A 24,043-nucleotide genomic window follows, 5' to 3' on the forward strand; every position below is an offset into this window, starting at 1 on the left:
CCGGCCACAGGCCGGTGTTTTTGTATCGATGAACCGCGATTCAGAGGTCTTCGCGGGGCTGGGTGGCGTAATCAGGCAAGGTGCTGATGGCGCTCTCTTCCTGCGGTACGCTGGCAGGGTCAAGATTGCCGCCGACGTTGCGCGGATCCGTCGGTATGGTGGAGGGGATCACTACCGCCTGCTCCGCCAGTCGCCAGCCCAGAATGGTTTCCAGGCGGCCGCCCTCCTCTTCCGGTCCTGTGATGGCCTCCAGCTGCAGCGGCAGGGGGTGACCGATCAGGCGGCCGACCTCATCGACGGCGCCGGGATCGGCCAGGTTCTGCTGGGTCGCGTAGAGGCGGGGCAGTGCGGCGCGCGGCACATACACCCGCAGCAGCACGCCATTGCGGATGCGGCCACGGGCATCCGCTTCCTGATCCTGGGCGTAACCGTAGGCGAGGGCCGGATCGCCGGCGACATAGAAGCCTTGCCAGGGGGCGATGGAGGATTGATCCCGTTCATGCACCCCCTCAAACACTATGCTGTGGGCGGCTTCGAGGAAGGTGCCGTGATAACCGACGAAGAGATAACCGCGCGCCAGCAGCTGGCGATGGGCCTGCTCCAGGCGGGTCACCGACCAGTTGCGAGTACCGGCCGTGCTGAAGCTGACCTCGTCCCCGTCACCCAGGAAGCTGGCACCGTTCGGATAGTCCCGCTCCTGCAGGGCATCGGCACTGTCGGCTGGCGCCAGGCAGTTGAGATCGGCGGCGGGGCAGGTGAGATTGACCACGTCAGCGCTGGCGGCCTGCTCTTGGCTATTGCCCGCCTGCTGGTGGCTGAAGGCATCGCTCTGGGCGGCCGCCATGCTCAGGGCCAGCCGTGCCTGGGCCGGGTTTTCCCGAATGGCTTGCGCCAGCTGCCCTCGTGGCGTTGAGCCATCCTCTGGCGTGGTGTTGGCCAGCGCCTGGGTGATCACGGTATCAAGCTGGGACCATGGCAGGCGGGTCAGCAGATAGAGGGTGACGAGATTGTGGACCGGATAGCCGCACTGGCTGAGCTCTTCCCAGCCTCTGGGCTGACGGCTTCTGGCCAGGGATTCAAGGGGGATGGCGCAAACCTGATGAGTGGTGAGGGCCGCCAGACCGTCTCCCTTGGCAAAGTGCAGCCGATGACTGATGGCGGTCGGCACGATATGGGTGTCGTGAGAGGCGGGTGCCCCGGCCAATACCCGGTAGACCTTGCCTTCCCAGGTATCACCCAGGTTGCAGGTGCGCTGCGACAGGTAGTTGTAGACCGCATCCAGCGGATCCAGCAGGCACAGCACCTTGCCGGTATGCCACTCGCTCCAGCGCTTCTGACGGCTGTGCTGGGTGGGCGCCGCCACGAAGCCGACACCGGCCGCACTGAGGGTGAGGCTGCGATTGATCTCGTTGTTTTCCACGTGCCTGACGAAGAGCGTCGAGTTGCTGGCCATGGTGCGCAGCAGGTCATCGCTCACTTCGATGCTGTAGATGGGGGAGATATGGCTCACCTCGGATCCTGCATCCAGCTCGTGGAAGAAGACCTTGATGCTGGCGGGGGCATCGTCGCCGACGGGAACCAGCCAGTGCAGCGACCAGTTGCCGCGCCCCTGGCGGGTATAGCTGTAGGTGCGTGGGCCCTTGCCCGCGGTGGCGCTGGTCAGGGTGATGGTAGTGCCATCCGTGCGCAGGGTCAGCGCATTGCCGAGGGCCAGCTTGAGGCTGTCTCCACCTTCTTCCAATACCATGGAGTAGTGCAGTACCCCGGAATCGGTCTGTCCGCCCAGCAGGCTGGCGACATCGAGCTGGCTGGCGCGCACCCCCTGGGCCAGATCCAGGGTGCAGCGGGTGGCGCACTCCTGCCACAGGTTGAATGACTCGTCGGCCATAACCGGTGAGATGGCACCGCCTAGCATGGCCAAGCCACCGAGTAGAGAAGCCCATTTTGTGTTTGTCTGCATGTGATTTCCTTTGTGTGATAGCAAAGCCACTGGCGCGTGGCGCTCTCCTCCCTGATGAATACAGCCTCTTCCCTGTCAGACGAAACGAGAATGATTCTCGTCTGAGTGCCTTACCTTAATGGGCTCATATGGCGGCACAACCCTCCATATGGGAAGATTTAATGTGTTACAAATCAAATGGATATGAAGTGCTTTGCTGATAATTTGCTCAGCTGGCCCGATACCGGAAAGCGAGCAAAGGATGGGAAGGCATAGCAGGGGGGTGAGCCAGCCTCCTCATCTAGGGAAGAGGAGGCGAGCACAGATCAGCTGATGGGCGTGGGGGCGGGAGATGGTGTGGTCAGCTTCATGGCGCTGGGGTAGCGGCGTGGATCCAGGCGCAGGACCAGCAGGCTCATCAGTACCAGGCCGGCCAGCTGCCACTGCCAGGCGGCGGCGAAGTCACCGCTCAGGTGATGCAGACGGGCCGCCACCCAGGGGCCGGTGGCCGCCAGCATGAAGCCGAACCCCTGCATCAGGGCGCTGAGGGTGCCGGCACGGCGCGGATCCGGCAGGTGATCGAGCGCGATGACCATGATGAGGGAGAAGCTGCCGCCGAGCCCGGCGCCGCACAGCATGCACCAGAGGATGGGGGCGGCCGTCGGCGCCAGCCAGAGGCCGCCAAAGCCTACTAGTTGCATGGCGATGGCCAATCCCATCCAGGGTCGGCGGTCGAGCCGGCGGGCGGCCAGCAGCGGCAGGCCGAGGCCGCTCACGGTCTGGGCCAGCGCCAGCCAGGCCACCAGCTCGCCCCCCTGCTGGGGGCTCCAGCCCTGCACCATGTAGGCCGGCGCCAGCCAGGCCACGACGATGCCGTAACCGCTGTTGATGATGCCAAAGCAGCTTATCAGCAGCCAGCTGCGGGGCAGGCTGATGAGGCGCTGCTCGCCACCGCCGGAGACCGCCACCGGCGCTGCGGGCAGCCGTACCCGCCAGCCGAGCCAGCCCATGGCCAGCAGCACCGGCAGGCTCCACAGCGCCAGCGCCTGGGACCAGTCGAACCGGGCGGCGAGCTGCGGGGTGAGGCTGGCACCCAGCGCCCCGCCCCCCATCATGCAGGCCGAGAAGATGCCCATCACCAGCGGTACCTTCTGGGCAAAGGCCTGCTTGATGAGACCGGGCAGCACCCCCTGCACCAGGGCCGAGCCCAGCCCGCAGAGGGCGGCGCTGGCGATGAGCAGGGCGCCGCTGGCCGCCTCGAAGCGCATGGCGCTGCCCATTCCCAGCAGCAGCAGGGCCGCCCCCAGCAACTGACGCGGCCCGCTGCGACTGCGCAGGGCCGGGGTGAGCAGCACGCCGCCACCGATGAGCCAGAGCGGCAGCAGGGTCAGCCAGGCCAGGGTATCCATGCCGAGCCCGAGCGCCTCGGCAATGTCGCGGCTCAGGGGGCCGATGGCGGTGAGAAACGGTCGCAGGTTGAGCCCGATCAGGATCACCAGCACCAGCAGGGCCTGCTGCTGGCGCGTATCGATGCGGGCCTCAAGCATGGTCTGGTGCACCGTAGAGCTCAGCGGCGGCCAGCGGGCTCGGCAGCTTGATAAGCGGCAGGGGGGGCGGCGCGAGGGGCAGGCCCAGCTTGTGGTAGGCGGCCGTGCTGTCAAAGCCGAATGGGGCCGCATCCTCGTTATCGAAGGCGTAATAGACGGCGGCGATGCCGTTCATCACCAGGGCGCTCAGGCACATGGGGCAGGGGTGACCGCTGGCGTAGACGATGGCCCCCGCCAGCGGCCCGACCTGGCTGGCCTGGCGCAGGGCTTCCAGCTCGGCGTGGCGGGTGGGGTCGCCATCCAGGTGCATGGCGTTGACGGCGCTGGTCACCAGCTGGTTGCCTTGCACCAGCAGGGCGGCAAAGGGGCGGCCTCCCTGTCGGCGGTTATGGAGGGCCAGTTGCAGCGCCTGCTCCAGCCACTCCTGATGAGTGGGATTGGTGGTGAGCGAAGCGATCAGACGTGAGCCGGCGGGTTCGGCAAGGGAGTGGGGCATGACGGATCCTCAAGGCAAGGGGAGGAGACCAGCCTAGCGGGGAAGGCAGCCATGGGGAAATTAAATGATAGAATGACATCCAGTGGTTTTGTAAATGGAGTCACCATGCTGGATCCCCTCTTGCTGCGCAGCTTTGTCGCCATCGTCGACAGCGGCAGTTTTACCCGCGCCGGTGAACGGGTGCACCTCACCCAGTCCACCATCAGCCAGCAGATGCGGCGGCTCGAACAGCAGCTCGGCTGCCCGCTGCTGGACCGCTCCGGCCGCCAGGTGGTGACCACGGCAGAGGGGGAGAAGCTGCTGGGGCTGGCACGCAGCATCCTGACCCTGCTGGCCCGGGCCGAGGAGCAGGTGGCTGAAGCCAGCCTGCAGCTGAGCCTGGGAGTGCCGGAGGATTTTGCCGCCGGCGCCATCGCCCCGGTGCTGGCGGCCTTTGCCCGCGATTACCCGCAGGTGCGGCTGGAGGTGCACAGCGGCCTCAGCCACGAGATCTGGCAGCGCTTCGAGGCCGGCGAGCTTGATTTGGCGCTGGTCAAACAGGCGCGGGGACAGGGGGCGCCGTGCGCCTGCTGGCGCGAGCCGCTGGCCTGGGTCGACAGCCGTGCCTGGCCCGCCAGCGAGCGGGATCCCCTGCCACTGGTGGTGTTCCCGAGCGAAGGGCTCTATCGACGGCAGCTGACCGAGGTGCTCGATGGGATGGGGCGGCGCTGGCGCATCGCCTACGTCAGTGCCAGCCTGGCCAGTTTGCAGGGGGCGGTGAGCGCCGGGATCGGGGTCAGCCTGCTGCCCCGGCGCTTGCTGCAGCCGGATCAGCAGGAGCTGACCCACTGGCCGGCGGTGGCGCCGGTGGAGCTGGCGCTGCACCTAGGGGCGGAGCGCGGCGAGCCGCTCACGCGCCTCTGCGAGGCCCTCATCAGACTGTGTGATCGGGTGATGGGGCCCGCTGAGCGGTGAGGGGACGCAGGCAGGGGCCTGCTTAGCTAACCTTGGTGCGCACGATGAGCAGGGTGATGAGCGCCAGGGTGAAGACGAGCGGAGCCCAGGCGCCGTGATGGCTCACCAGGGTGGCGCCGGCGGCAGCCCCCCCGGCCACCCCCTGCTGCAGGAAGCCGCACAGAGCCATGGCGTAGGCGCCGTGCTCGCGGCCATCGCTCACCGCCAGCGCCATGCTGTTGGGAAAGAGCACCGCCTGCCCGAAGATGATGAGGCAGTAGCAGGTCATCATGGCCACCAAGCCACCGCTGCCCTGCAGGGCGCCCAGAGCCCAGAGCAGCAGCATGCCGCCGGCCGCCAGCAGTATGAGCGCGGCCCCCTGGCGCATCAGCTGGCGGCCTCCCACCCTGGCGACCCGTCGGTTGACCGTCATGGCGCCGGCGAAGTAGGCGATACCGATCAGCAACCCCAGGCTGCCGAAGGTGGTGACCTCGAGGGCAAACCCCTGCTGCAGCACGAAGGGGCTCACCTCCTGCAGGGTCACCGTGATGGCAAAGCCGATGCCACCGGCGCAGGCCGGCCAGAAAAAGCCGGGGCGGCGCAGCAGGCTGGCGTAACGGGCCCACATGCCGCCGCCCGTCGCCGCCGGGTTGGGCCCCTGCAGCGGCAGGCTGCTCATCAAGAGCAGCGCCAGCACACCGACCCCGGCCATCAGCACGAATCCCAACTGCCAATGGGCATAACGGCTGATGAGGCCGCCTATCCACTGACCACCGCCGAGGGCGGTGATGAAGGCGATGGAGAGCACCGAGAGGCGGCGCGCCAGCTCATCCCCGTGCCAGTGATCCCGCACCAGGATGCGGGCGATGATGGCCGCACCGCCGGCCGCTACCCCTTGCAGAGTACGCAGGATCAAGAGCAGCGGCCCCTGGCTGGTGGTGGCCAGCAGCAGGCTGAGGCCGACAAACAGCAAGAGTGACAGGGCGAGGGGCAGCCGGCGACCGTAACGATCGGCGGCGGCGCCCCAGAACAGCACCGGCAGGGCGGCGCCGATGACGAACAGCGAGATGGAGAGCTCGGCCCCCTGCCGGGTCATGGCGAGATCCGTCATCACCACGGGCAGGGAGGGGAGGTAAACGGTGGTGGCCATCTGGGCCATGAAGACGATGAGGCAGGCCAGCGTCATGATGCGGGCGGAGCGGCTCCAGAGACCAGCCTGGTCGAGACATTCCTGGTTATCCATAACAACTCTCGGGCAGTAAGGGAGCCATATCCTTGCACCGCCCGTGCGCCGAGTCAGCCCCTCGTCTGGGTTAAACCTGGCCGGTTTACCAGGGCAGAGCGCGGTATGTTCAGGCGATGGCCTGGCGCGGCAGCACGGCGAGCCAGAGTTCGACCTCGCCGCTGCCGGTGTCCGGGTCAAAGGCGGCGCCATAGCGTTCGAAGTCTGGCTTGTGGGCAGACTGGTAAGCGGACTGCGCCAGCCACTCCAGCGCCTGCTGCCAGGTGTGCGGCATGGCCGAGACATGCCCCCGATGCAGGAAGACGGCATAGGTCTGGGGCTCGATGCGCATCCGCCCCAGCGTCTTGGGCAGTACCTCCAGCGCGGCGACCTCTACCGCACACATGTATTCGCACTCGGTGGCGGTCACGCCGCAGATGACGCCATAGGCATGCTCATCCAGCTGGCCCGTCAACGGACCCAGGGCGCTGAAATCGCGCCATTGGCCGCCGAAGTCGGCGTGGGCGAAGGCATGGTGACGACGCAGGCCGCCGAGCAGCATGGGGCGGCCGGTTTCAAAACGAACGGGATCCGTCATGACACCTCCTGTGCAAGGTGGGGTGGCAAGGCAACCTTGCTCAGCACTCCTTGCCTTCGTTGAGCTTGCGCTGATAGTCCGCGGCCACGATGGCCAGCGCCGCCAGGGCGAGGGCCGGCTCAATCCGGTTGGTCTCCAGCAGTTCGATGAGATCCACCGCGAGCTGGACCTCGGGCGGGGCAGTTTCCAATGACATGACAGACTCCGTAACGGGGAAAACGCCATTATACAGGGCCGCACCCGGATGGGGACCTGTCTGGTTGCGGGCGACCCGGCTAGAGGTGCTGGCGCATCTCCTGGTCGATCTGTTCGCGCAGGGCCATCAATTTGAGGGCGTACTGCTGCAGCTGCCGATCGCTCTCGTTCTGCGGTTGCCACTGGGGCACCGGGGTCGGTTTGCCGTGCTCGTCCATGGCCACGAAGATGATGATGCAGTGGGTGGTCTTGAGACGCTCTCGCTGGGTCGGGTGGCGGCTGTAGACATCCACCGCCAGGTGCATGCTGGTGGTGCCGGTGTGGATCACCTGGGCGTGTACCTCCACCAGCTGACCTATCTGGATGGGGCGCAGAAAGCGGATCCCCCCCACATAGACGGTCACCGCATAGCCGCCACACCAGCCGGCGGCGCAGGCGTAACCCGCCTGATCGATCCACTTCATCACCATGCCGCCGTGCACCTTGCCGCCGAAATTCACATCGGCGGGCTCGGCCAGAAACTGCAGGGTCAGCTCGCGGGGTGGGGTCATGGGGTCTCCTTGATTGAGGGTCATTGCCGGTAGCTCTTGCGATAGGCATCAGCCTGCTGGCAGGGGGGCAGGTTGTTGAGATCGGGCCGTTTGTTGCCCTCGCGCTGGCCGAAGCTGGCGAACTCCTGCTGGCACTTGGCGGCCTTGCCGCCCGCCTTGATGCAGGCGTCGATCCTCTGTTGCTTGCCCTGTTCGACCAGCTGTTGCTGGGCCTGCTGGCAGGCCGCATCCAGCTTGGCCTGTTTGGCATCTCTGTCCTCCACTGCGGCCAGCAGGGGGAGCGAGAGGGCACAACCGAGCAGCAATACGAGCATCTTCATGATGATTTTTCTCCTGATGGGGGGCGTCCGGCGATGACCAGGGCGATCCCCCCCAGGATGCCCAGGGTCGACAATACCAAGCGCAGCGACCAGGACTCATCCAACCAGATGAGCCCGGCCAGGGCGGCGAGCAGGGGCACCAGCAGCTGGACGCTGGCGGCCAGGGTGCGGCCAAGGTGGGGCAGCACCAGATACCAGAGCGCATAGCCAAGACCGGAAGCCAGCGCCCCCGAGGCCAGGGCATAGCCGATGGCAGCGGGGCTGGTCTGCAGCTGCCCCAGCAGCAGATAGAGCAGGGCCGCCGGCAGGCTGGCGCGCAGAAAGTGGCCGGCGTTGGCGGCGACCGGGTCGGCAAAGCGCGAGGCCCGCAGGGTATAGCCGGCCCAGGCGATGCCGGCCACCATCATCAGGGCAGCCCCCAGCGGATCCGGCGCACTGAGGCCGGGCAGCAGCAATACCACCAGGCCCGCCATGGCGAGCAGCAGGCCGAGCCACTGGCGGCGGGGCAGAGCCTCCCCGCGCAGCAGGGGCGGCGCCAGCATGCTGAGCTGGACGGCGGCAAACAGCAGCAGGGCGCCGGTGCCCGCGGTCAGGGTGAGGTAGGAGAACGAGAACGCCGCGCCATAGGTGATGAGGGCCAGGGCACCGCCCCAGTCCCCCTGGCGGGGGGATTTTTGGCGCGCGCCGCACAACAGCACCAGCACCAGGGCGCCGCTGGTCAGGCGCAGCAGGGTGAAGAGGGCGGGATCCATCCGCTCTTCGAACAGGGCGAGCCGGCAGAGCACCGAGTTGGCGGCGAACGCCATCAGGGTCAGCAGGGTCAGCGACAGCAGGCGGGGCAGTGGCATCCATTCACCTTGAGTTCAGTGGGGCAGGTTCAGCATGGTTCACCATCCAACGAGGAGGTCCCATGAAACAAATGCTGGAGCAATTGATGGGAGCTGGCAAGGGCTGGCTCAACGAAGGTGGCGACAGCCGCAAGGCGCAGATGAAGGGGATGGCGCAAGGGGGCCTCGCCGCCGGTGCCATGGCCCTGCTGCTTGGCAACAAGAAGGTGCGCAAATATGGCGGCAAGGTGGCGGCGGTGGGCGGCGCGGCGGCCCTCGGCGGCCTGGCCTACAAACTCTATCAGGACTGGCAGGCCCAGCAGTCTGCCCCGGCCCAGCCGACCCAGCCCCTCGATACCCTGCAGGGCAATGCGCTGGATGCCAGAGCCGCCCTCCTGGTGCGCGCCATGGTGGCGGCGGCCCGGGCCGACGGCCATATCGACAACGACGAGCGTCAGAAGATCCAGCAGTACCTGACCGAGCAGGGCCAGAGCGATGCGGCCCGCTGGATTGATGCCGAGCTGGCTCGCCCCCTGGATCCCCACGCTCTGGCGCGGGAAGTGACCGACATGGAGCTGGCCACCGAGGTCTATCTCGCCTCCCTGCTTGCCATCGACGTGGATCACTTCATGGAGCGCGGTTATCTGGACGAGCTGGCGCGCGCCCTCAAGCTCGATGAAAACCTCAAAGGCAGCATTGAGCGCCAGGTGGCCCAGCTGGATGCCCCCGCCTGACCCCCGCTCAGTACATGGATTGTCGATAAGGCCCCGTGACGGGGCCTTGTTGTTTTCAGATGCCTGCCAAAGGCTGTTGCAGTACTTCTTGTCTGGCTTGTCTGGCTTGTCTGGCTCGGCAGCCACTATGATGGAACCCAGGTCAAAGGGAGCAGATGAGACCGTCTCATCGCCAGGACACATCATCGTCAGGACACTGAGGCAAGGAGCATTCATTGGAAATACGCAAGGCACGTGAGCAGGACATAGACGCCATCCTCGAGCTGAACCGGCAGATAGGGGAGATCCACTTCGCGCAGGCGCCGCAGGTATTCTGCCCGCCATCCCCCGAGGAGCGGGCCTTTTTGCTGGCAGCCATCGCCGCCGAAGGGCGCCTGTTTTGCGTAGCCGAGCAGGATGGAGCCGTGGCGGGCTTTCTGACCGCCCGCATCGACATCAACGAGACCATCCCGTTTCTGAGCAAGGAGCCCATCTGCCGCATCGGCACCCTGGTGGTCGATGAGGGGCAGCGCTCCCGGGGGATCGGCAAGGCGCTGATCGCCCATTGCGATGAGTGGGGCAAGGCGCAGGGCGCCAGCCAGTTGCGGCTGGAGGTGATGGCATTCAACGAGCGCGCCAAGGCGCTCTACGAGAGGTTGGGGTTCAAGATACTGTCACAGACCATGGCCAGATAAGCCCGTTTCAACCGGATAATTTCGCAAGGAAAAGGCCCCGTCATGGGGCCTTTTGGTCCTTGGCGGGAGCTGTGTCCAGCTGTTGGTGAATAAGTTCGGCCAACCGGGTGAGGGCCGCCTCCAGCTGCTCGCTCCAGGGATGGGAGCTGTTGAGTCGCAGGCAGTGGTTGTGCAGTCCCTTGCTGGAGAAGAGGGCGCCGGGGGCCAGCGAGAAACCGCTGGCCAGCGCCCGGGCGTGCAGGGCTCGGCTGTCGAGGCGCGGGTCAAACTCGAGCCAGAGAAAATAGCCGCCATCGGGGGAGGAGATGCTCACTTCCCCCGGCAGCAGGCGCAGCAGGGCGGCCCGCATCTGCTGCTGGCGCTGGGCCAGGGTGTGGCGCAGCCGGCGAAAGTGGGCATCCACCCCGCCCTGGCGCAGCATCTCGGCCAGCGCCAGCTGGCTGGGCACATTGGTGGAGAGGGTCGACATCAACTGCAGCCGCTGCACCCGCTCGGCGTGGCGACCGGCCACCACCCAGCCGACCCGAAAGCCCGGTGCCAGACACTTTGAGAAGGAGCTGCACAGCAGGCTCTCACCCCGGGTATCCCAGTATTTGATGGGCCTTGGCCGCTCACGACCAAAATAGACCTCGGCATAGACGTCATCCTCCACCAGCGCTACCTCGTGCCGGTTGAGCAGCGCCATCAGCGCCTGCTTGTGCTCATCCGGCATGGTGTGACCCAGCGGGTGCTGAACATTGCCCATCAGCCAGCACGCCTTGATGGGGCGCTGGGCGAGGGCCTCCTCCAGCAGGGCGAGATCGATGCCCACCCCGGGGATCACCGGGATCTCCACCGCATTCAACTTGAGTCGCTCGATGGCCTGCAGGGCGCCATAGAAGGTGGGGGACTCCACCACCACCCAGTCACCGGGCTCGGTCAGCACCTGCAGACTGAGGGAGAGCGCCTCCATGGCACCGGTGGTGATGATGATCTGCTGGGGATCCACCGCCAGCCCCTCGCTGGCGTAACGCTGGGCGATGGCCCGGCGCAGCGCCTCGTTGCCGGGGGGCAGGTCTGCCACCGTGCTGAAGGGGTCGAGCCGGCGCATGCAGCTGGCCAGTGCCCGGCCGAGCTGGGGATGAGGGAACAGGGTGGGGTCGGCCACCGACATGCCAAGGGGCACCAGCCCCCGTGATTTGCTCGCCTGCAACACCTCGAACACCAGATCGTTGATGTCCACCGAGCCGCTGTAGTGCGCCTGCTGGGGCAGGCTGGCGGCAGGGCGGGAAGGTGCCGCCTTGACGTAGTAGCCGGACTGGGGGCGGGCGAGGATCCGCCCCTGGCTCTCCAGCAGCTGATAGGCCTGCAGCACCGTCATGGGGCTCAGGCCATGGGTCTTGCAGCTCTGGCGGATGGAGGGGATGCGCTCGCCGGGTTGCCACACCCCGGCTTCAATCTGCTGTTGCAGGCGGTCGGCCAGTTGACGGTAAAGGGACATGTGATGCAGTAACTGTTATAGGTGTAATTCAATATAACTGCATCTGTTATAGGTGTCATGCTCCGTGGTGTACTTGTCTCGCACAAAACGTGCAAGGTAAATACAACAAAAGAGAGTGACGCATGATCAATCCGGATGACGTGGTCAGCCTGTCGCGCCTGCAATTTGGCGCCACGGCCATGTTCCACTTCCTGTTTGTGCCCCTCACGCTGGGGCTGTCCTGGATCCTGGTGATCGCAGAGTCGGCCTATGTGATGACCGGCAAGGTGATCTACAAGGACATCACCCGTTTCTGGGGCAAGCTGTTTGGCATCAACTTCGTGATGGGGGTGACCACAGGCATCACCCTGGAGTTCCAGTTCGGCACCAACTGGGCCTACTACTCCCAGTATGTGGGGGACATTTTCGGCACCCCGCTGGCGGTGGAGGGGTTGATGGCCTTCTTCCTCGAGTCCACCCTGGTGGGTCTGTTCTTCTTCGGCTGGGACAAGATCTCCCGCGGTCAGCATCTGCTGGTGACCATGCTGGTGGCACTCGGTTCCAACCTCTCCGCGCTCTGGATCCTGATCGGCAACGGCTGGATGCAGAACCCGGTGGGCGCCGAGTTCAACCTGGTGACCCAGCGCATGGAGCTGGTGGACGTGGCCGCGGTGATCTTCAACCCGGTGGCCCAGGTCAAGTTCGTGCACACGGTGGCGGCGGGCTACGTGGCTGCCTCCCTGTTCGTGATGGGGGTGAGCAGCTGGTATCTGCTGCGCCGCATGGAGGTGCGCTTCGCCCTGCGCTCCTTCGCCATCGCCTCCGGCTTTGGGCTGGCAGCCATTCTCTCGGTCATCGTGCTGGGTGACGAGTCGGGTTATCGCACCGGCGAGGTGCAGAAGGTCAAGCTGGCCGCCATCGAGGCGGAGTGGGAGACCGAGCCCGCGCCGGCCGCCTTCACCCTGTTCGGCTTCCCGGATCAGGGGGCCGAGACCACCCACGCTGCGGTCAAAATCCCCTATCTGATGGGCATCATCGCCACCCGCTCCCTCGATGAGGCGGTGACCGGCATCAAGGATCTCAAGGCCCAGCACGAGACCCGCATTCGCAGCGGCATGGTGGCCGCCGGGGCGCTCGAGCAGATCCGCGCCGGCAAAGACTCGGCCGAGAACCGTGCGCTGTTCGACCAGCACGGCCAGGATCTCGGCTACGGGCTGCTGCTCACCCCCTATGCCAGCAACATCGCCAAGGCCGGTGAGGCCGAGATCGCCAGGGCGGTGGAAGACTCGGTGCCGCAGGTGGCGCCGCTGTTCTGGGGATTTCGGATCATGGTCGGGTTGGGGGTAGTGATGCTCGGGCTGTTCGTGGCGGGTTTCGTCCAGCTCTGCCGCAACCGGCTGCTCGCCTCGCCCCGCCTACTCAAGGCGCTGCTGTGGAGCATTCCGCTGCCCTGGATTGCCATCGAGGCGGGCTGGTTCGTGGCCGAATTCGGTCGCCAGCCCTGGACCATCAGCGACGTGCTGCCGGTGTCGGCCTCGGTGTCGCTGCTGCAGCCGGGCCAGCTCTGGTTCAGCCTGATCTCCATCTGTCTCATTTACTCCTGCCTGCTGGTGGTGGAGCTGTTCCTGCTGCGCCGCGTGATCCGCCAGGGGCCCGCCGTGCTGCATACCGGCCGCTACAGCGGTGAACAACTCGAACTTGCGAGGATCGCCTGATGGATTATGAAACCCTGAAACTCATCTGGTGGGGGCTGGTGCTGTTCATGCTGGTCGGCTTCATCGTGATGGATGGCTTCGATCTGGGCATCGCCATGCTGCTGCCGGTGGTATCGAAAGAGGATGAAGACCGCCGACTGGTGATCAACAGCGTGGGGCCGGTGTGGGAGGGCAACCAGGTGTGGCTCATCGCCGGCGCCGGCGCCCTGTTCGCCGCCTGGCCGCTGGTCTACGCCGCCGCCTTCTCGGCGCTCTATGTGCCCATGATAGTGCTGCTGCTTGGCCTCTTCCTGCGCCCGGTGGGGTTTGACTATCGCAGCAAGCTGGCCGATCCCCTCTGGCGCCGCTGGTGGGATCGCGCTCTGGTGGCCGGTGGTCTGGTGCCGACCCTGGTGCTCTCTGCCGCCATCGCGCTGGTGATGCAGGGCCTGCCGTTTCGCTTCGACAGCGCACTGCGCCTGCACTACGGGGCCTTCGACTTCCACTGGAGCTGGATTGTCAGCGTGGTGGCGACCGGGGTGAGCCTGCTGCTGCTGCACGGCGCCAGCTTCCTGCAAGCCAAGGTAACGGGCACCCCTGCCCTGCGGGCCCGTGGCCTCGCCATCCTGCTGGCGCCGCTGGTGACCCTCTGCTATCTGCTGGCCGGCTGGCATCTGCTGGGGTTGCCGGGTTATCAGCTGACCGGCCTGACGGGCCAGCCCTTTGACCCCAATGCCGCCATCAGCCCGTTGATGAAGGGGGTGATCCCCCACGCCTGCGGCTGGCTTGGCAACTACTTTGACTACCCGCTGCTGTGGCTGGTGCCCCTCATCGGTGCCCTGGCACCGCTGGCCAGCGGCATCGCCGCCTGGCAGGAGAAGGGACGACTGGCGCTGCTGGCCAGCGGCCTGGCCTGCGCCGCCATGCTCTGCTCGGTGGCCATCGCCCTGTTCCCCTTCGTGCTGCCCTCGTCGCTGGATCCGGCCAGCAGCCTGACCCTGTGGGACGGCACCTCCAGCTTCAAGACCCTGATCATCATGTTCGGGATCGTGCTGGTGCTGATGCCCATCAACCTCGGCTATACCGGCTGGGTCTACCGGGTGGTGCGCGGCAAGCTGGATCGTGCCGGCATCAAGCGCGACAGCCATCAACTCTACTGACCCCAAGGGAGCCGCTATGTGGTACTTCACCTGGATTTTGGGCCTGGGTTTCGCCCTGCTGCTGGGCCTGTGCAACCTGCTCTGGCTGGAAGCACGCTGGGAAGCCGATGAACGGGATGAGCCCCGCTCTCAACCCTGATCCCCCTCGGTCGGGGAGGGCAGACACTGCCTTGCCCCGGCCCCTTTCTCTTGTCATCCAACCGACAGGTAATCCGTTATGAAACAGACAATCAAAGCGGTGACGCTGGCCATCGGCTGCGCGCTCGCCACCACGCCGGCCTGGGCCGAGCCCGTACAACTGACGCCACTGGACAAGGCATTCACCCTGCAGGTGCTCGGCAGCGGCGGCCCCATCTCCGACGATCTGCGCGCCTCCTCCAGCGAGGTGATCTGGTGGAAGGGCAAATCGCGCATCCTGATCGATGCCGGTGGCGGCGTCTATCTGCGCTTCGGCCAGGCGGGCGCCAAGCTCGAAGAGGTCGACTTCATCGGCATCACCCACTTTCACACCGACCATGTGACCGACCTGCCTGCGCTGCTCAAGGGAGCCTACTTCTTCAAGCGCAGCGATCCCCTCGATCTGGCGGGGCCGCAGGCCGGCTCGGCCTTCCCCAGCATGAGCGGCTACTTTGACGCCCTGTTCAACCCGAGTAAGGGGGCCTATGCCTACCTCGGCGGCTTCAAGGATGGCACCGATGGTCTCTTCCCCATCAATGTGCACGATGTGCCCTACCAGGCGCCCCGGCCGCAACAGGTCTATCAGCAGGATGGCCTGACCATCACGGCGCTCGGCATCCCTCACGGGGACGTGCCCTGTTTGGCCTATCGCATCGAGAGCGCCGAGGGGACCATCGTCATCTCGGCGGATCAGAACGGCAGCAATCCGGCTTTTGTGCCGTTTGCCAAGGGGGCCGACATCCTGGTGATGCCGCTCGCCATCCACGAGGGCGCCGATCCCGTCTCCGCCTCGCTCCATGCCAAGCCCTCGGTGGTTGCCAGGATTGCCGCCGAAGTGAACCCCAAGCTGCTGGTGCTCAACCACTGGATGGGGGTCGGCCTCAATCACAAGAAGGAGGCGATGGCCATCGTCAAGCAGCAGTTCCACGGCCAGGTGGTGGCCGCCCGCGATCTCTCCAGTTACCCCGTTTCATCCGTCAAGGAGTCCAGCCATGAGTAACGCAAGCAGCATCAAAACCTCCTGCAAACTGAGCCTCTCCATCGCCATGACCGGCCTGATCGCGCTGACCCCCGGGCTTGCGCTGGCGGCTACCCCGAGCGAGGCGCCGGTGAAGGCGGCGCCGAGCGAACAGCACGGCGGCAAGTGTGCGGCCGGCAAGTGCGGCACCGAGAAGCGCTTCGAGAAGCAGGCCCTCGACAGTGACCCGCAGGGCCGGCTGGTGCGCGCCCGCGATGGCAAGTGTGGTCTGACGGAGCAGGGGATCAACGGCGAGACCCAGCGCCAGGAGAGCAAGATGACGGAGGGGGTATGCGGCCAATAAGCGCCAGCAGCCGTGGCGTGGGGCTGCGCCAGGAGCATCTGGCCCAGCTCTGTGGGGCGCCTGCCCGCCCTGGCATCGACTTTCTCGAGCTGGCGCCGGAGAACTGGATGGCCATTGGCGGCGCCAGGCGGGAGCAACTGCAGCAGATCGCCGAGCGCTATCCGCTGGTGGCCCACGGGCTCAGCCTCTCCCTCGGCGATTGCCAGCCGCTCAATATGAGCCTGCTCGGCCAGATCCGCGCCTTTCTCGACGAGTTTGCCATCGACATCTATAGCGAGCACCTGAGCTTTTCCCGCGATGCCCGGGGTTATCTCTACGAGCTGCTGCCGGTGCCGCGCCAGTGGGAGAACCTCCCCTACCTGGCGGATCGGATCCGGCAGGTACAGGATGCGCTGGCCCGCCCGCTGGTGCTGGAGAACATCTCCTACTACCACGGCTATGAGCACGAGATGGCGGAGGAGGCGTTTCTGACCGAGCTGGTGGCGCGCAGCGGCTGCGAGCTGCTGCTCGACATCAACAACGTTTTTGTGAACAGCCGCAACCACGGCTACTGCCCCGAGCGGATGATTGCCGGGCTGCCGAGCCAGGCGATCCGCTACTTCCATATCGCCGGCCATCTGGAAGAGGCGGACGGCACCCTGCTGGATACTCATGGCCGTCCGGTCTGCGAGGAGGTGGTGGCGCTGGCCCGCTATACGGTGCAGACCCACGGCCTGCGCCCCCTGCTGCTGGAGCAGGATCACCATCTGCCCCCCTTGCCCGTGCTGGAGGCCGAGCTGGCCCGGGTCCATCAGGCCTGCTGCGAGGCGACGGCGCATCCTGCGGGACGGGAGGTGTGTCATGACTAGGCGAGAGCAGGGGGCATGGCCTGCCGCAGCGGTCCCGCCCCGGTTGTGGCAGCAGACCGAGTGGCTGGCCGGTTGCATACGAGAGTCGGCAGCCGAACTCGCCCCCCACTATGTGCGCAGTGTGCGGGCCAATGTCGAGGCGGTGCTGGAGAGTACCTTCGCGCTCACCCTGAACCACCTGACGCCGGCTGAGCGCGATGCGCTGGTGAATGGTTTCGTCGCCCACCATGGCGCGATCGAGCCCGCCTTTCACCAGATTGCCACCGAGTTGGTGCGCCATGTGCAGCTTGGCCAGGGTGAGGGTTGGCTCAACTGGCCCGGGCTGCGGCTGGCGCTGCTGGAGTATGAGTGGGCCTGCCTGTGCGTCGAGATTGACGACGCGCAGGTGCCGCGCCCGCTTGCAGGGGAAGCGGTGGAGATGGGCAGCCAGCTCTGGCTCAACCCCACCCTGCAGTTGCTGACGCTGCCCTTTGTGATCCAGCAGGGGCGGGTGGTGGCGGCCGGTCAGACTCCCGAGCTCTGCGCCCTGTTTCGCTGCCCCGCCCATCAGCTGGTCAGCCAGGCGCTGCGCGAATTCGATGTGGCCCTGCTGCAGCTGCTTGGGCAGCAGCAAGGGGTCAGTGTGGCCGGGTTGGCCGCCCAGGTGCACCACTATCGCAGCGGTTTTGATCTGCTGGGGTGGGCCCGCCATTTTCACCGGCTCGGCCTGCTGGCCACTCAACCGCCATCCATAGAACCCATATCCATTGAACGTCAGGTACCCCCTTTCCAAGGAGACATCCCATGAACAATACCCTTATCCATTGGTACGAGCGGGCCGTGGCCCAGTGCAAGCGGCTCGATTTTCTGGCCCTGCTGGCCATTCGCCTCTACCTCATCCCGGTCATCTATGTGGGGGCCCACTCCAAGGTGGTGGGGTTTGCCGGCACGGTCGCCTGGTTTGGCGCGCCAGCCTCGGAAGGGGGGCTCAACCTGCCGTTCCCGACCCTGCTCGCCTTTCTGGCGGCGGGCACCGAGGTGCTGGGCTGCATCTGCATCGCCCTTGGTCTCTTTACCCGGGTCATGGCCATTCCGACCATCTTCCTGATGAGCGTGGCGAGCGCCATGGTGCACTGGAAGCACGGCTGGGATGCCATCGCCACCGGCAGCATGGAGGCGACATTGCGCCTCAACGGCTTTATCGAGTGGCTGGCCGCCAACTTCCCCGGTCGTTACAACTACATCACCGAGCTTGGGGATCCCGTGATGCTCAACAACGGGATGGAGTTTGCCGCCACCTACTTCGTGATGCTGCTGGTACTGCTGGTGTACGGCGGCGGTCGCTACGTCAGCCTCGACTACTGGCTGGCACGCGCCGTGACGGGCAAGGCCGGGCCGCAAGCGGCATAACAAAAATAAACAGAGCGTGAAAGCGAGACGAGCGGCATCAGCCGCTCGTTTTTATTTTGCAGAACAAAGGCCTGCGGTTTCAGTACTGGGGGCAGGCCTGTGCCATCCGGGCGGCTTGCCGCTCGCTGACATGGGTGAGGCCATAGGCCAGCAGAACGATCAGCGCGCCGATCCAGGGGGTATGCATCAGGCCGAGGTGCTCCACCACCAGGCCACCGACCACGGATCCCAGCGCGATGCCGACGTTGAAGGCGGCGATATTGAGGCCGGAGGCCACATCCACCGCCCTCGGCGTGTGCTGCTCGGCCTGTTTCACCACCAGCACCTGCAGGCCCGGTACGTTGCCAAAGGCAAAGGCGCCCCACACCAGCACGGTCAGCACCGCCAGCACCGGGTGTGGCGCGGTGAAGGTGAGCACCAGCAGCACCAATGCGAGACCAGCAAACAGCAGCTTCAACGCAGGCAGGGGGCCCATCTTGTCGGCCAGCTTGCCGCCCCAGATATTGCCGACGGCGACCGATACCCCGTACACCAGCAGGATGAGGCTCACTGCGCCGGCGCTAAAGCCGCTCACTTGCTGCAAGATGGGGGCGAGGAAGGTAAAGGCGGTGAAGGCGCCGCCGTAACCGAGCGCTGTCTTGGCGTAGACCAGCAGCAGCGGCTTTTTGGTCAGCACCGAGAGCTGCTCGCGGATGGTCGAGGCCGCCCCCTTGGGCAGGTTATTGGGGATCAGCAGCAGGCTGCCCACCATGGCGACCAGGCCCAGCAGGCTCACCACCAGAAAGGTGTCGCGCCAGCCGAAGACCTGACCAATCCAGGTGCCGAGCGGGACGCCGGTCACCAGCGCTATGGTGAGGCCGCTGAACATGATGGCGATGGCGCTGGCCGCTTTCTCTTTGGCCACAAGACCCGTGGCGATGGTGCTGCCCACCGAGAAGAAGACCCCGTGGGCCAGCCCGGTCAGGATGCGGGCCAGGATCAGGCTCTCGTAACCGGGGGCCTGCCAGGCGAGCAGGTTGCCGGCGGTAAAGAGCGCCATCAGCCCCACCAGCAGCCACTTGCGCGGCACCTTGCCGGTGAGTGCCGTGAGTACGGGGGCGCCGATGGCCACGCCAAGGGCATAGAGGCTGACCAACAGGCCCGCCGAGGGGAGCGAGACATTGAGCTGCTCGGCGATTGTGGGGATGAGCCCCACGATCACGAATTCGGTGGTGCCGATCGCAAAGGCACTTAAGGTAAGGGCAAACAACGCCAGTGGCATAACAACTCCTTGGATAGGGACTCCCGACGGGAGAATGGCGCCAGTATGCCGAGGTGGTTTGTTGGCAAAAATGACGGCGACATCAAATTACTTTTGCCAAATCAGCAGCAATGCGCCGTGAAATGGGGTTGCTGGAGTGGCTGAGGCAACGCGGCAAGTACAACTGGTAGCGCACGAGGTGGGGGCAGAGACAACGCGCATGGCAGCAATCCGTGCATAGCGAGCCAGGACAACGAGAAAAGAGGAAATAGTTAAGAAACAAAGGGTTGAGGGAAGGCGCTGGGAGATCGGCACGGGCGGCTGTGGCGCGGTGTTGGAGACAAAAAAGCGGGAGGCATGATGCCTCCCGCTCAGGTTCTCGTCGATGTTGTCGGGTTTTCTTTGCTCCCTTCTCCCCTTGCGGGAGAAGGGTTGGGGATGAGGGGGCTATCTGGTTGAAGGCCTGATGACCTAAAAAGAGGAGCTTGCCCTCACCCTGACCCTCTCCCACAGGGAGAGGGGATAGCCCGTGGTTGCAATAGGCTCGTGCGGGTTGCCGCTATCCGCCGCCTAAGCGAGAGGCCATGGCTCCACTCCCGTTTAATCCCAATCTGGCGCAAAGTCCGGGTTGGCGCAGCGCTCGCCCCGCTCCAGGGTCGCGATGGCGGCCATCTCCTCGGCTGTGAGCGTGACCTTCAGCGCCGCCAGGTTGGCGGCCAGGTTCTCCCGCTTGGTGGAGCTCGGGATCACCGTCATGCCCTGGGCCAGCAGCCAGGCCAGCGACACCTGGGCCGCCGAGGCGCCGTGGCGCTGGCCAATTTCCATCAGCAGCGGCTCGGTGAGCACCTTGCCATAGGCCAGCGGCATATAGGCGGTGATGGCGATGCCGTGATCCTTGCAGAACTCCACCACCTTGCGGTTTTGCAGCAGCGGGTGGATCTCCACCTGCTGGTGGGCGATGGCGCCCGGCCCCAGGATCTCGATGGCCTGTTTGAGCTGGGCCACGGTAAAGTTGGAGACCCCGATCTCGCGGGTCAGACCCCGGGCCTTGGCCTCGGCCAGCTGCTCCAGATAGACCGTCATCGGCACCTCATCCCTGGGGGAGGGCCAGTGGATCAGCGCCAGATCCAGATAGTCGGTGCCCAGTTTTTCCAGGCTCACCTCCAGGCTCGGGATCACCTTGCCCGGGCCGAACTCGCTGGTCCACACCTTGGTGGTCAGGTAGATATCCTGGCGGGGCACGCCGCTCTCGCGCATCAGCTGGCCCACTTCGGCCTCGTTGGCGTAGATCTGGGCGGTATCGATATGGCGGTAGCCAAGCTCGAGCCCCTGCAGCAGGGAGTCGCGCAAGGGTTGGCCGGTCAGGCGAAAGGTACCAAGACCCAGGTTGGGCATCTTCATCATTTATTCCTCAAATGGGTTGTAAAAATGCGCTCGGCGGCGCGGCACATCAGGCGTCCACTGGTTGATAGCGGCGAATGGTGCTGCCGGCAAACCAGGGCTCGGCCGTGGTGACAAACTTGGTGAAATGGGGTTGGCCCTGATGGGCGGTAAGGGCGGCATCGCTCTCCCATACCTCGTAGAGCATCCAGCTGTGGGGATTGTCCAAATCCTGATGCAACTGGTAGCGCAGGCAGCCAGCCTCCTGCAAGGTGGCCGCGATCAAGGGGTCCAGGGCGGCACGAAACTGGGCGGCGAATTCGGGTTTGGCTTCAAGCTGGGCAATCACAATCACGGGGGATGACATCTGAACCTCCTTGCAAAAACGAAGGGTCAGTATGCCCGCCGTCTATCACAGGAAACAGGGCGCTGGCCACAAAACAGTATTGAAGGGAGAGCAGCAATCGCGGTAGTGAGATTTTTTATGACTGATTATCTTAATTTGTCATTAGTGACCCTGTTTCTGCTATATGAACAAGTCTTTTGATAATTGAGGATGAGTTCAACGATTGTGTCTGATCTATTTGTAATGAATACCTAAAAAGATTAGCTAGTCTATGTATCTCATCAGTAATAAATTCATTATCCATATCGATGTAGGCCATTAGAAAATATGCGGATATTCTACGGTTGATATTTTCAACATATTCTGAAGTCGTTGGTGCAATATCGCTAGCAACATATTCAAAAAGGCAATATATATAATAAAGTAAATATGGAAGCCTTGTGTATAAATATCGTTGCTGACTATAAATTTGTTCAACACCTGAAAAAATAAAATTTATGTTCAGTAAATCTGTTTTTATCGATGAGTGTTCGGTAAAAAGATGCATCGCATGATTACAAACTCTATCGAAGCTATCATAGCTCTTTTTGTCATACCGTAATTCAGAAATATATTGACTGCTGAATATTTCCCTTAACCCCATCTTATCTAAAACAATGTCTATTCGTTGAGCATGGCCTACTGGCCCACCTCCATTTTTAGGTCTGAGAAATAATGGGTTTTTAGATAAATGCTCTACAAATGAATTTTTATCTATCGCCATTGACTCAAGCAGATATAAGCTTTCCTGTAATGGTTTTCGCAACAACATAAAGGAAACTGCCATTTTACCTTTTTTGGATGTAGATAGGCATTCAAAAATACAATGTAACATGTCGGATAAGACTGCTGGCAGCACAACAGTTCGTATTACTAAATTTCTTTGCTCACTTCTGTTATTTTCTTCAAGCCAATCCAAGATATGTTGGTCGGTCTTTTCTAAAGAAGAAACTTCTTCTTCATTTATATTTATAGACTGATTGAAAACATCATGCATCTCCCCAGACTTAATAAATTCCACCATGACATCGTGAATATATAAACACAATTCATGAGAACGCTCAAATTCTGTCGGGAACATCATTTTTCAGTGTTATCCTGTAATAGTCCTAGCGCCGAAATATAATAGCATGATATCGCATAGAATAAGCAGCTGAAAAATGCTGACTTGCTTCCCCATAGGGGTTAGATGCAGTCTGGCCCAGACCAGACTGCAAATTCATTTTTCGGGGTTCAACAAAGTGGAAGCTGCAGCCAGCGGGAAAATCGAACAGGGACACTAACTATGGTGCCCCCGCGCTAGCTACCTTGCTCTGGGTCTCAGCAATATGGGGCTATAGAACACCAGCAGGGCGCCCTTTTGCCATCAGGCGCTGGCCGGCTCCGACCAGACCGCAAATTCATTGCCGCTGGGCTCGACGAAGTGAAAGCGGCGGCCACCGGGAAAGTCGAACAGGGGGCGAACTATGGTGCCCCCTGCGCTGGTCACCTTGGTCTGGGTTGCGACAATATCGGCACTGTAGAACACCAGCAGGGCGCCGCCTTGCGCACTCTGGCTGCAGAGGTCTGCGCGATAGAAGCCGCCATCCAGCCCTTCTCCCTCGAAGGCGCAGTAATCGGGGCCATAATCGGCAAATTGCCAGCCGAAAGCGGCCTGAAAGAAGGCCTTGGTGGCGGCAAGATCCCTGGCCGCAAACTCCACATAGTTCAGTTTTTCATGGGCCCTGGTCATGAGGATTTCCTTGTCGGTGATTATTTCGGTTGCCAGCGTTTTTGCGTGCGGATCGTGGAGTGGGGCAAAGCGTCCCAAGGGGTCAGCTTGAGCTGCTTGCGCCGAAACCAGAGCCAACATGCCATCAGCAGACCGACCCCTATGCCGAACAGCAGGCTCTGGCGCAGGGCAAATGCCGGGCTCACCTCATGTTGCCAGCCGAAGAACCACATCAACACCCCCCAGATAGCGCCAGTGGGAATCCCCAGAGCAAGGACATTGACCAGAAAGCGTTCGTAGTGGGGCGGCCTGATGGTGAACCCCGCCTTTCGCAGCAGCCAGGTGATCGGCGGGTTGTAGTTGAGCGTCTGCACGCCCTTCTCTGCCAGCTCCCGGTGGGCAGCCGCCAGTCTACGTTCGAATTCCATGATGTTTTTCCTTGAGGTCTTTGGTGCCATACGATGCCGGGTTGCCGCATTCTACTGGCAAACCCCGAGTGGCATGTGAGCGTGCCGTCACGTTATCTCCTTGTCGTGACGGCCTGACCATCTCAGGAAGCGGTTACCCCATCACGCCAGGGCCGCCATGATGGCTGGATGAAGCCTTCTTGCGACCACCATGCCAAGTAAAATGGAGATGAAGAGAGGGAGAGGATCCCGGCTGCGTCGATAGCTGCGCCAGTTGCCATTATGGTGGCGGAACAGCCGGTAGGTGAGAACCACAAGACAAATTGCGGTTTGAATGAAGCAGTTAACTGAAAAACTGATCATGAATTTGACGAAATCGGGCAAGGTGGGGGTCCGTATCTGTAGCCTGTATTACATCTGGTGCCAATTTGCGGCGGGGTTTCAGCCTTTTCCTGCCGCGCTTTCACGGATGGGTTGGCGTGCTAGCTGTTCCCATGGGGTCAAATCAAGCTGCCTGCGCCTTTGCCAGAGCCTGATTGAGGTAACGAGACCAAACAGACCAGCGAATAGAGCTGTGCTGAACAAGGATGATACGAAGGATCTTCCCTCTGGGTGCCAAACGAACGTCCACATAATCAGACCCCAGATCGGCGCGATACTGAGGCTGGCATAAAGAAAATTGACCAGCCAGCCCGCGTAATAAGGTGGCTTGACGGTGCAGCCGAGTTTGCGCAGCAGCTTGAACCCCCATGGGTTGTAGTCGGATTCCTTGATGCCTTGGTCAGCCAGAGTCTGATGGGCGATGGTCAGCCGTTCTTCAAATGTCATTGATTTG

Annotated in this window: 29 protein-coding genes; 11 read left to right on the plus strand and 18 right to left on the minus strand. The window is 63.4% G+C overall.

Features of this window, described 5'->3' with window-relative positions; translation table 11 throughout:
• Positions 1-40: 40 nt before the first annotated feature.
• The 3 genes from ACB033_RS03605 to ACB033_RS03615 form a co-directional block, all read right to left on the minus strand.
• Entirely contained in the window at positions 41-1,921 is a 1,881-nt protein-coding gene (locus ACB033_RS03605) for an exotoxin A binding domain-containing protein (RefSeq protein ID WP_139725667.1), read from the minus strand.
• A gap of 344 nt (positions 1,922-2,265) precedes the next feature.
• A complete protein-coding gene (locus ACB033_RS03610) occupies positions 2,266-3,486 on the minus strand; it encodes a cyanate transporter (protein WP_139725654.1) in 1,221 nt (406 codons plus the stop codon).
• Complete coding sequence (locus ACB033_RS03615; protein ID WP_139725653.1) at positions 3,479-3,982, minus strand: nucleoside deaminase; 504 nt, start codon at positions 3,980-3,982, stop codon at positions 3,479-3,481. The genes ACB033_RS03610 and ACB033_RS03615 overlap by 8 nt, the downstream gene beginning before the upstream one ends.
• Before the next feature lie 105 nt (positions 3,983-4,087).
• Here ACB033_RS03615 and ACB033_RS03620 point away from each other — a divergent pair, with 105 nt between their 5' ends.
• Positions 4,088-4,936, plus strand: coding sequence for a LysR family transcriptional regulator (locus ACB033_RS03620; protein WP_025201888.1), 849 nt, complete (start codon positions 4,088-4,090; stop codon positions 4,934-4,936).
• Between the two features lie 22 nt (positions 4,937-4,958).
• Here the strand turns inward: ACB033_RS03620 and ACB033_RS03625 are convergent, their stop codons facing one another.
• The 6 genes from ACB033_RS03625 to ACB033_RS03650 form a co-directional block, all read right to left on the minus strand.
• The gene (locus tag ACB033_RS03625) at positions 4,959-6,158 is read right to left on the minus strand and encodes an MFS transporter (RefSeq protein WP_024942215.1); all 1,200 of its coding nucleotides are present in this window, start codon (positions 6,156-6,158) and stop codon (positions 4,959-4,961) included.
• Between the two features lie 109 nt (positions 6,159-6,267).
• A complete protein-coding gene (locus ACB033_RS03630; RefSeq protein ID WP_139725651.1) occupies positions 6,268-6,735 on the minus strand; it encodes a GyrI-like domain-containing protein in 468 nt (155 codons plus the stop codon).
• Positions 6,736-6,775: 40 nt separating this feature from the next.
• Positions 6,776-6,931 carry a pleiotropic regulatory protein RsmS gene (rsmS, locus tag ACB033_RS03635; RefSeq protein WP_021467678.1) on the minus strand — a complete coding sequence of 52 codons (156 nt, stop codon included), beginning with the start codon at positions 6,929-6,931 and terminating at the stop codon, positions 6,776-6,778.
• Positions 6,932-7,010: 79 nt separating this feature from the next.
• Positions 7,011-7,481 (minus strand): acyl-CoA thioesterase, encoded by a 471-nt coding sequence (locus tag ACB033_RS03640; protein ID WP_139430392.1) that lies wholly within the window; start codon positions 7,479-7,481, stop codon positions 7,011-7,013.
• 20 nt (positions 7,482-7,501) lie between these two features.
• Positions 7,502-7,801, minus strand: coding sequence for a hypothetical protein (locus tag ACB033_RS03645; protein WP_010634401.1), 300 nt, complete (start codon positions 7,799-7,801; stop codon positions 7,502-7,504).
• Complete coding sequence (locus tag ACB033_RS03650) at positions 7,798-8,649, minus strand: DMT family transporter (protein WP_139725650.1); 852 nt, start codon at positions 8,647-8,649, stop codon at positions 7,798-7,800. The genes ACB033_RS03645 and ACB033_RS03650 overlap by 4 nt, the downstream gene beginning before the upstream one ends.
• A gap of 62 nt (positions 8,650-8,711) precedes the next feature.
• Here ACB033_RS03650 and ACB033_RS03655 point away from each other — a divergent pair, with 62 nt between their 5' ends.
• Entirely contained in the window at positions 8,712-9,362 is a 651-nt protein-coding gene (locus ACB033_RS03655) for a tellurite resistance TerB family protein (RefSeq protein ID WP_017766005.1), read from the plus strand.
• Between the two features lie 215 nt (positions 9,363-9,577).
• The gene (locus tag ACB033_RS03660) at positions 9,578-10,036 is read left to right on the plus strand and encodes a GNAT family N-acetyltransferase (RefSeq protein WP_026141311.1); all 459 of its coding nucleotides are present in this window, start codon (positions 9,578-9,580) and stop codon (positions 10,034-10,036) included.
• 40 nt (positions 10,037-10,076) lie between these two features.
• Here ACB033_RS03660 and ACB033_RS03665 read toward each other — a convergent pair whose 3' ends face one another.
• Entirely contained in the window at positions 10,077-11,516 is a 1,440-nt protein-coding gene (locus ACB033_RS03665; RefSeq protein ID WP_139725649.1) for a PLP-dependent aminotransferase family protein, read from the minus strand.
• Positions 11,517-11,638: 122 nt separating this feature from the next.
• Here ACB033_RS03665 and ACB033_RS03670 point away from each other — a divergent pair, with 122 nt between their 5' ends.
• The 8 genes from ACB033_RS03670 to ACB033_RS03705 all read left to right on the plus strand — a co-directional run bounded on the left by ACB033_RS03670 (position 11,639) and on the right by ACB033_RS03705 (position 18,085).
• Positions 11,639-13,210, plus strand: a complete 1,572-nt coding sequence (locus ACB033_RS03670; RefSeq protein WP_371140334.1) for a cytochrome ubiquinol oxidase subunit I — start codon at positions 11,639-11,641, stop codon at positions 13,208-13,210.
• Complete coding sequence (cydB, locus tag ACB033_RS03675) at positions 13,210-14,349, plus strand: cytochrome d ubiquinol oxidase subunit II (protein WP_371140335.1); 1,140 nt, start codon at positions 13,210-13,212, stop codon at positions 14,347-14,349. Before ACB033_RS03670 ends, cydB begins: the two co-directional genes overlap by 1 nt.
• Before the next feature lie 16 nt (positions 14,350-14,365).
• Positions 14,366-14,488 (plus strand): cytochrome bd-I oxidase subunit CydX, encoded by a 123-nt coding sequence (gene cydX / locus ACB033_RS03680; RefSeq protein ID WP_017766001.1) that lies wholly within the window; start codon positions 14,366-14,368, stop codon positions 14,486-14,488.
• A gap of 78 nt (positions 14,489-14,566) precedes the next feature.
• On the plus strand, positions 14,567-15,526 hold the full coding sequence (locus ACB033_RS03685) for an MBL fold metallo-hydrolase (RefSeq protein ID WP_139725646.1): 960 nt from the start codon (positions 14,567-14,569) through the stop codon (positions 15,524-15,526).
• Entirely contained in the window at positions 15,519-15,848 is a 330-nt protein-coding gene (locus ACB033_RS03690; protein ID WP_017779407.1) for a hypothetical protein, read from the plus strand. Before ACB033_RS03685 ends, ACB033_RS03690 begins: the two co-directional genes overlap by 8 nt.
• A complete protein-coding gene (locus ACB033_RS03695; RefSeq protein ID WP_139725645.1) occupies positions 15,836-16,696 on the plus strand; it encodes a DUF692 domain-containing protein in 861 nt (286 codons plus the stop codon). The genes ACB033_RS03690 and ACB033_RS03695 overlap by 13 nt, the downstream gene beginning before the upstream one ends.
• Before the next feature lie 43 nt (positions 16,697-16,739).
• Positions 16,740-17,483: a putative DNA-binding domain-containing protein gene (locus ACB033_RS03700; RefSeq protein ID WP_010634391.1), complete on the plus strand. Its 744-nt coding sequence runs from the start codon at positions 16,740-16,742 to the stop codon at positions 17,481-17,483.
• The gene (locus ACB033_RS03705; RefSeq protein ID WP_010634390.1) at positions 17,480-18,085 is read left to right on the plus strand and encodes a DoxX family protein; all 606 of its coding nucleotides are present in this window, start codon (positions 17,480-17,482) and stop codon (positions 18,083-18,085) included. The genes ACB033_RS03700 and ACB033_RS03705 overlap by 4 nt, the downstream gene beginning before the upstream one ends.
• 79 nt (positions 18,086-18,164) lie before the next feature.
• On the opposite strand, the gene ACB033_RS03710 is transcribed toward ACB033_RS03705, so the two are convergent.
• The 8 genes from ACB033_RS03710 to ACB033_RS03745 form a co-directional block, all read right to left on the minus strand.
• Complete coding sequence (locus tag ACB033_RS03710) at positions 18,165-19,346, minus strand: MFS transporter (RefSeq protein WP_124250163.1); 1,182 nt, start codon at positions 19,344-19,346, stop codon at positions 18,165-18,167.
• A 579-nt stretch (positions 19,347-19,925) separates the two neighbouring features.
• A complete protein-coding gene (dkgB, locus tag ACB033_RS03715) occupies positions 19,926-20,729 on the minus strand; it encodes a 2,5-didehydrogluconate reductase DkgB (protein ID WP_139430402.1) in 804 nt (267 codons plus the stop codon).
• A 46-nt stretch (positions 20,730-20,775) separates the two neighbouring features.
• Positions 20,776-21,072, minus strand: coding sequence for a putative quinol monooxygenase (locus tag ACB033_RS03720; RefSeq protein ID WP_139725644.1), 297 nt, complete (start codon positions 21,070-21,072; stop codon positions 20,776-20,778).
• Between the two features lie 130 nt (positions 21,073-21,202).
• Positions 21,203-22,174: a hypothetical protein gene (locus tag ACB033_RS03725; protein ID WP_157835336.1), complete on the minus strand. Its 972-nt coding sequence runs from the start codon at positions 22,172-22,174 to the stop codon at positions 21,203-21,205.
• Positions 22,175-22,456: 282 nt separating this feature from the next.
• Positions 22,457-22,822: a VOC family protein gene (locus ACB033_RS03730; protein ID WP_024942200.1), complete on the minus strand. Its 366-nt coding sequence runs from the start codon at positions 22,820-22,822 to the stop codon at positions 22,457-22,459.
• Between the two features lie 20 nt (positions 22,823-22,842).
• Complete coding sequence (locus ACB033_RS03735) at positions 22,843-23,229, minus strand: DUF6404 family protein (RefSeq protein ID WP_371140336.1); 387 nt, start codon at positions 23,227-23,229, stop codon at positions 22,843-22,845.
• 141 nt (positions 23,230-23,370) lie between these two features.
• Positions 23,371-23,592, minus strand: coding sequence for a hypothetical protein (locus tag ACB033_RS03740; protein WP_156559979.1), 222 nt, complete (start codon positions 23,590-23,592; stop codon positions 23,371-23,373).
• Between the two features lie 57 nt (positions 23,593-23,649).
• Positions 23,650-24,036 (minus strand): DUF6404 family protein, encoded by a 387-nt coding sequence (locus ACB033_RS03745; protein WP_324051923.1) that lies wholly within the window; start codon positions 24,034-24,036, stop codon positions 23,650-23,652.
• Positions 24,037-24,043 lie beyond the last annotated feature (7 nt).

The sequence above is a fragment of the Aeromonas sp. S15(2024) genome (assembly GCF_041402265.1).
Lineage (GTDB): Bacteria > Pseudomonadota > Gammaproteobacteria > Enterobacterales > Aeromonadaceae > Aeromonas > Aeromonas dhakensis.

Excerpts from the sequence above, each read along its gene's own strand:
- ACB033_RS03610 (WP_139725654.1), bottom strand. The coding sequence starts at position 3,486 with ATGCTTGAGGCCCGCATCGATACGCGCCAGCAGCAGGCCCTGCTGGTG.
- ACB033_RS03615 (WP_139725653.1), bottom strand. The coding sequence starts at position 3,982 with ATGCCCCACTCCCTTGCCGAACCCGCCGGCTCACGTCTGATCGCTTCG.
- ACB033_RS03620 (WP_025201888.1), top strand. The coding sequence starts at position 4,088 with ATGCTGGATCCCCTCTTGCTGCGCAGCTTTGTCGCCATCGTCGACAGC.
- ACB033_RS03625 (WP_024942215.1), bottom strand. The coding sequence starts at position 6,158 with ATGGATAACCAGGAATGTCTCGACCAGGCTGGTCTCTGGAGCCGCTCC.
- ACB033_RS03630 (WP_139725651.1), bottom strand. The coding sequence starts at position 6,735 with ATGACGGATCCCGTTCGTTTTGAAACCGGCCGCCCCATGCTGCTCGGC.
- rsmS (WP_021467678.1), bottom strand. The coding sequence starts at position 6,931 with ATGTCATTGGAAACTGCCCCGCCCGAGGTCCAGCTCGCGGTGGATCTC.
- ACB033_RS03640 (WP_139430392.1), bottom strand. The coding sequence starts at position 7,481 with ATGACCCCACCCCGCGAGCTGACCCTGCAGTTTCTGGCCGAGCCCGCC.
- ACB033_RS03645 (WP_010634401.1), bottom strand. The coding sequence starts at position 7,801 with ATGAAGATGCTCGTATTGCTGCTCGGTTGTGCCCTCTCGCTCCCCCTG.
- ACB033_RS03650 (WP_139725650.1), bottom strand. The coding sequence starts at position 8,649 with ATGCCACTGCCCCGCCTGCTGTCGCTGACCCTGCTGACCCTGATGGCG.
- ACB033_RS03655 (WP_017766005.1), top strand. The coding sequence starts at position 8,712 with ATGAAACAAATGCTGGAGCAATTGATGGGAGCTGGCAAGGGCTGGCTC.
- ACB033_RS03665 (WP_139725649.1), bottom strand. The coding sequence starts at position 11,516 with ATGTCCCTTTACCGTCAACTGGCCGACCGCCTGCAACAGCAGATTGAA.
- ACB033_RS03670 (WP_371140334.1), top strand. The coding sequence starts at position 11,639 with ATGATCAATCCGGATGACGTGGTCAGCCTGTCGCGCCTGCAATTTGGC.
- cydB (WP_371140335.1), top strand. The coding sequence starts at position 13,210 with ATGGATTATGAAACCCTGAAACTCATCTGGTGGGGGCTGGTGCTGTTC.
- cydX (WP_017766001.1), top strand. The coding sequence starts at position 14,366 with ATGTGGTACTTCACCTGGATTTTGGGCCTGGGTTTCGCCCTGCTGCTG.
- ACB033_RS03685 (WP_139725646.1), top strand. The coding sequence starts at position 14,567 with ATGAAACAGACAATCAAAGCGGTGACGCTGGCCATCGGCTGCGCGCTC.
- ACB033_RS03690 (WP_017779407.1), top strand. The coding sequence starts at position 15,519 with ATGAGTAACGCAAGCAGCATCAAAACCTCCTGCAAACTGAGCCTCTCC.
- ACB033_RS03695 (WP_139725645.1), top strand. The coding sequence starts at position 15,836 with ATGCGGCCAATAAGCGCCAGCAGCCGTGGCGTGGGGCTGCGCCAGGAG.
- ACB033_RS03705 (WP_010634390.1), top strand. The coding sequence starts at position 17,480 with ATGAACAATACCCTTATCCATTGGTACGAGCGGGCCGTGGCCCAGTGC.
- ACB033_RS03710 (WP_124250163.1), bottom strand. The coding sequence starts at position 19,346 with ATGCCACTGGCGTTGTTTGCCCTTACCTTAAGTGCCTTTGCGATCGGC.
- dkgB (WP_139430402.1), bottom strand. The coding sequence starts at position 20,729 with ATGATGAAGATGCCCAACCTGGGTCTTGGTACCTTTCGCCTGACCGGC.
- ACB033_RS03720 (WP_139725644.1), bottom strand. The coding sequence starts at position 21,072 with ATGTCATCCCCCGTGATTGTGATTGCCCAGCTTGAAGCCAAACCCGAA.
- ACB033_RS03725 (WP_157835336.1), bottom strand. The coding sequence starts at position 22,174 with ATGATGTTCCCGACAGAATTTGAGCGTTCTCATGAATTGTGTTTATAT.
- ACB033_RS03730 (WP_024942200.1), bottom strand. The coding sequence starts at position 22,822 with ATGACCAGGGCCCATGAAAAACTGAACTATGTGGAGTTTGCGGCCAGG.
- ACB033_RS03735 (WP_371140336.1), bottom strand. The coding sequence starts at position 23,229 with ATGGAATTCGAACGTAGACTGGCGGCTGCCCACCGGGAGCTGGCAGAG.
- ACB033_RS03745 (WP_324051923.1), bottom strand. The coding sequence starts at position 24,036 with ATGACATTTGAAGAACGGCTGACCATCGCCCATCAGACTCTGGCTGAC.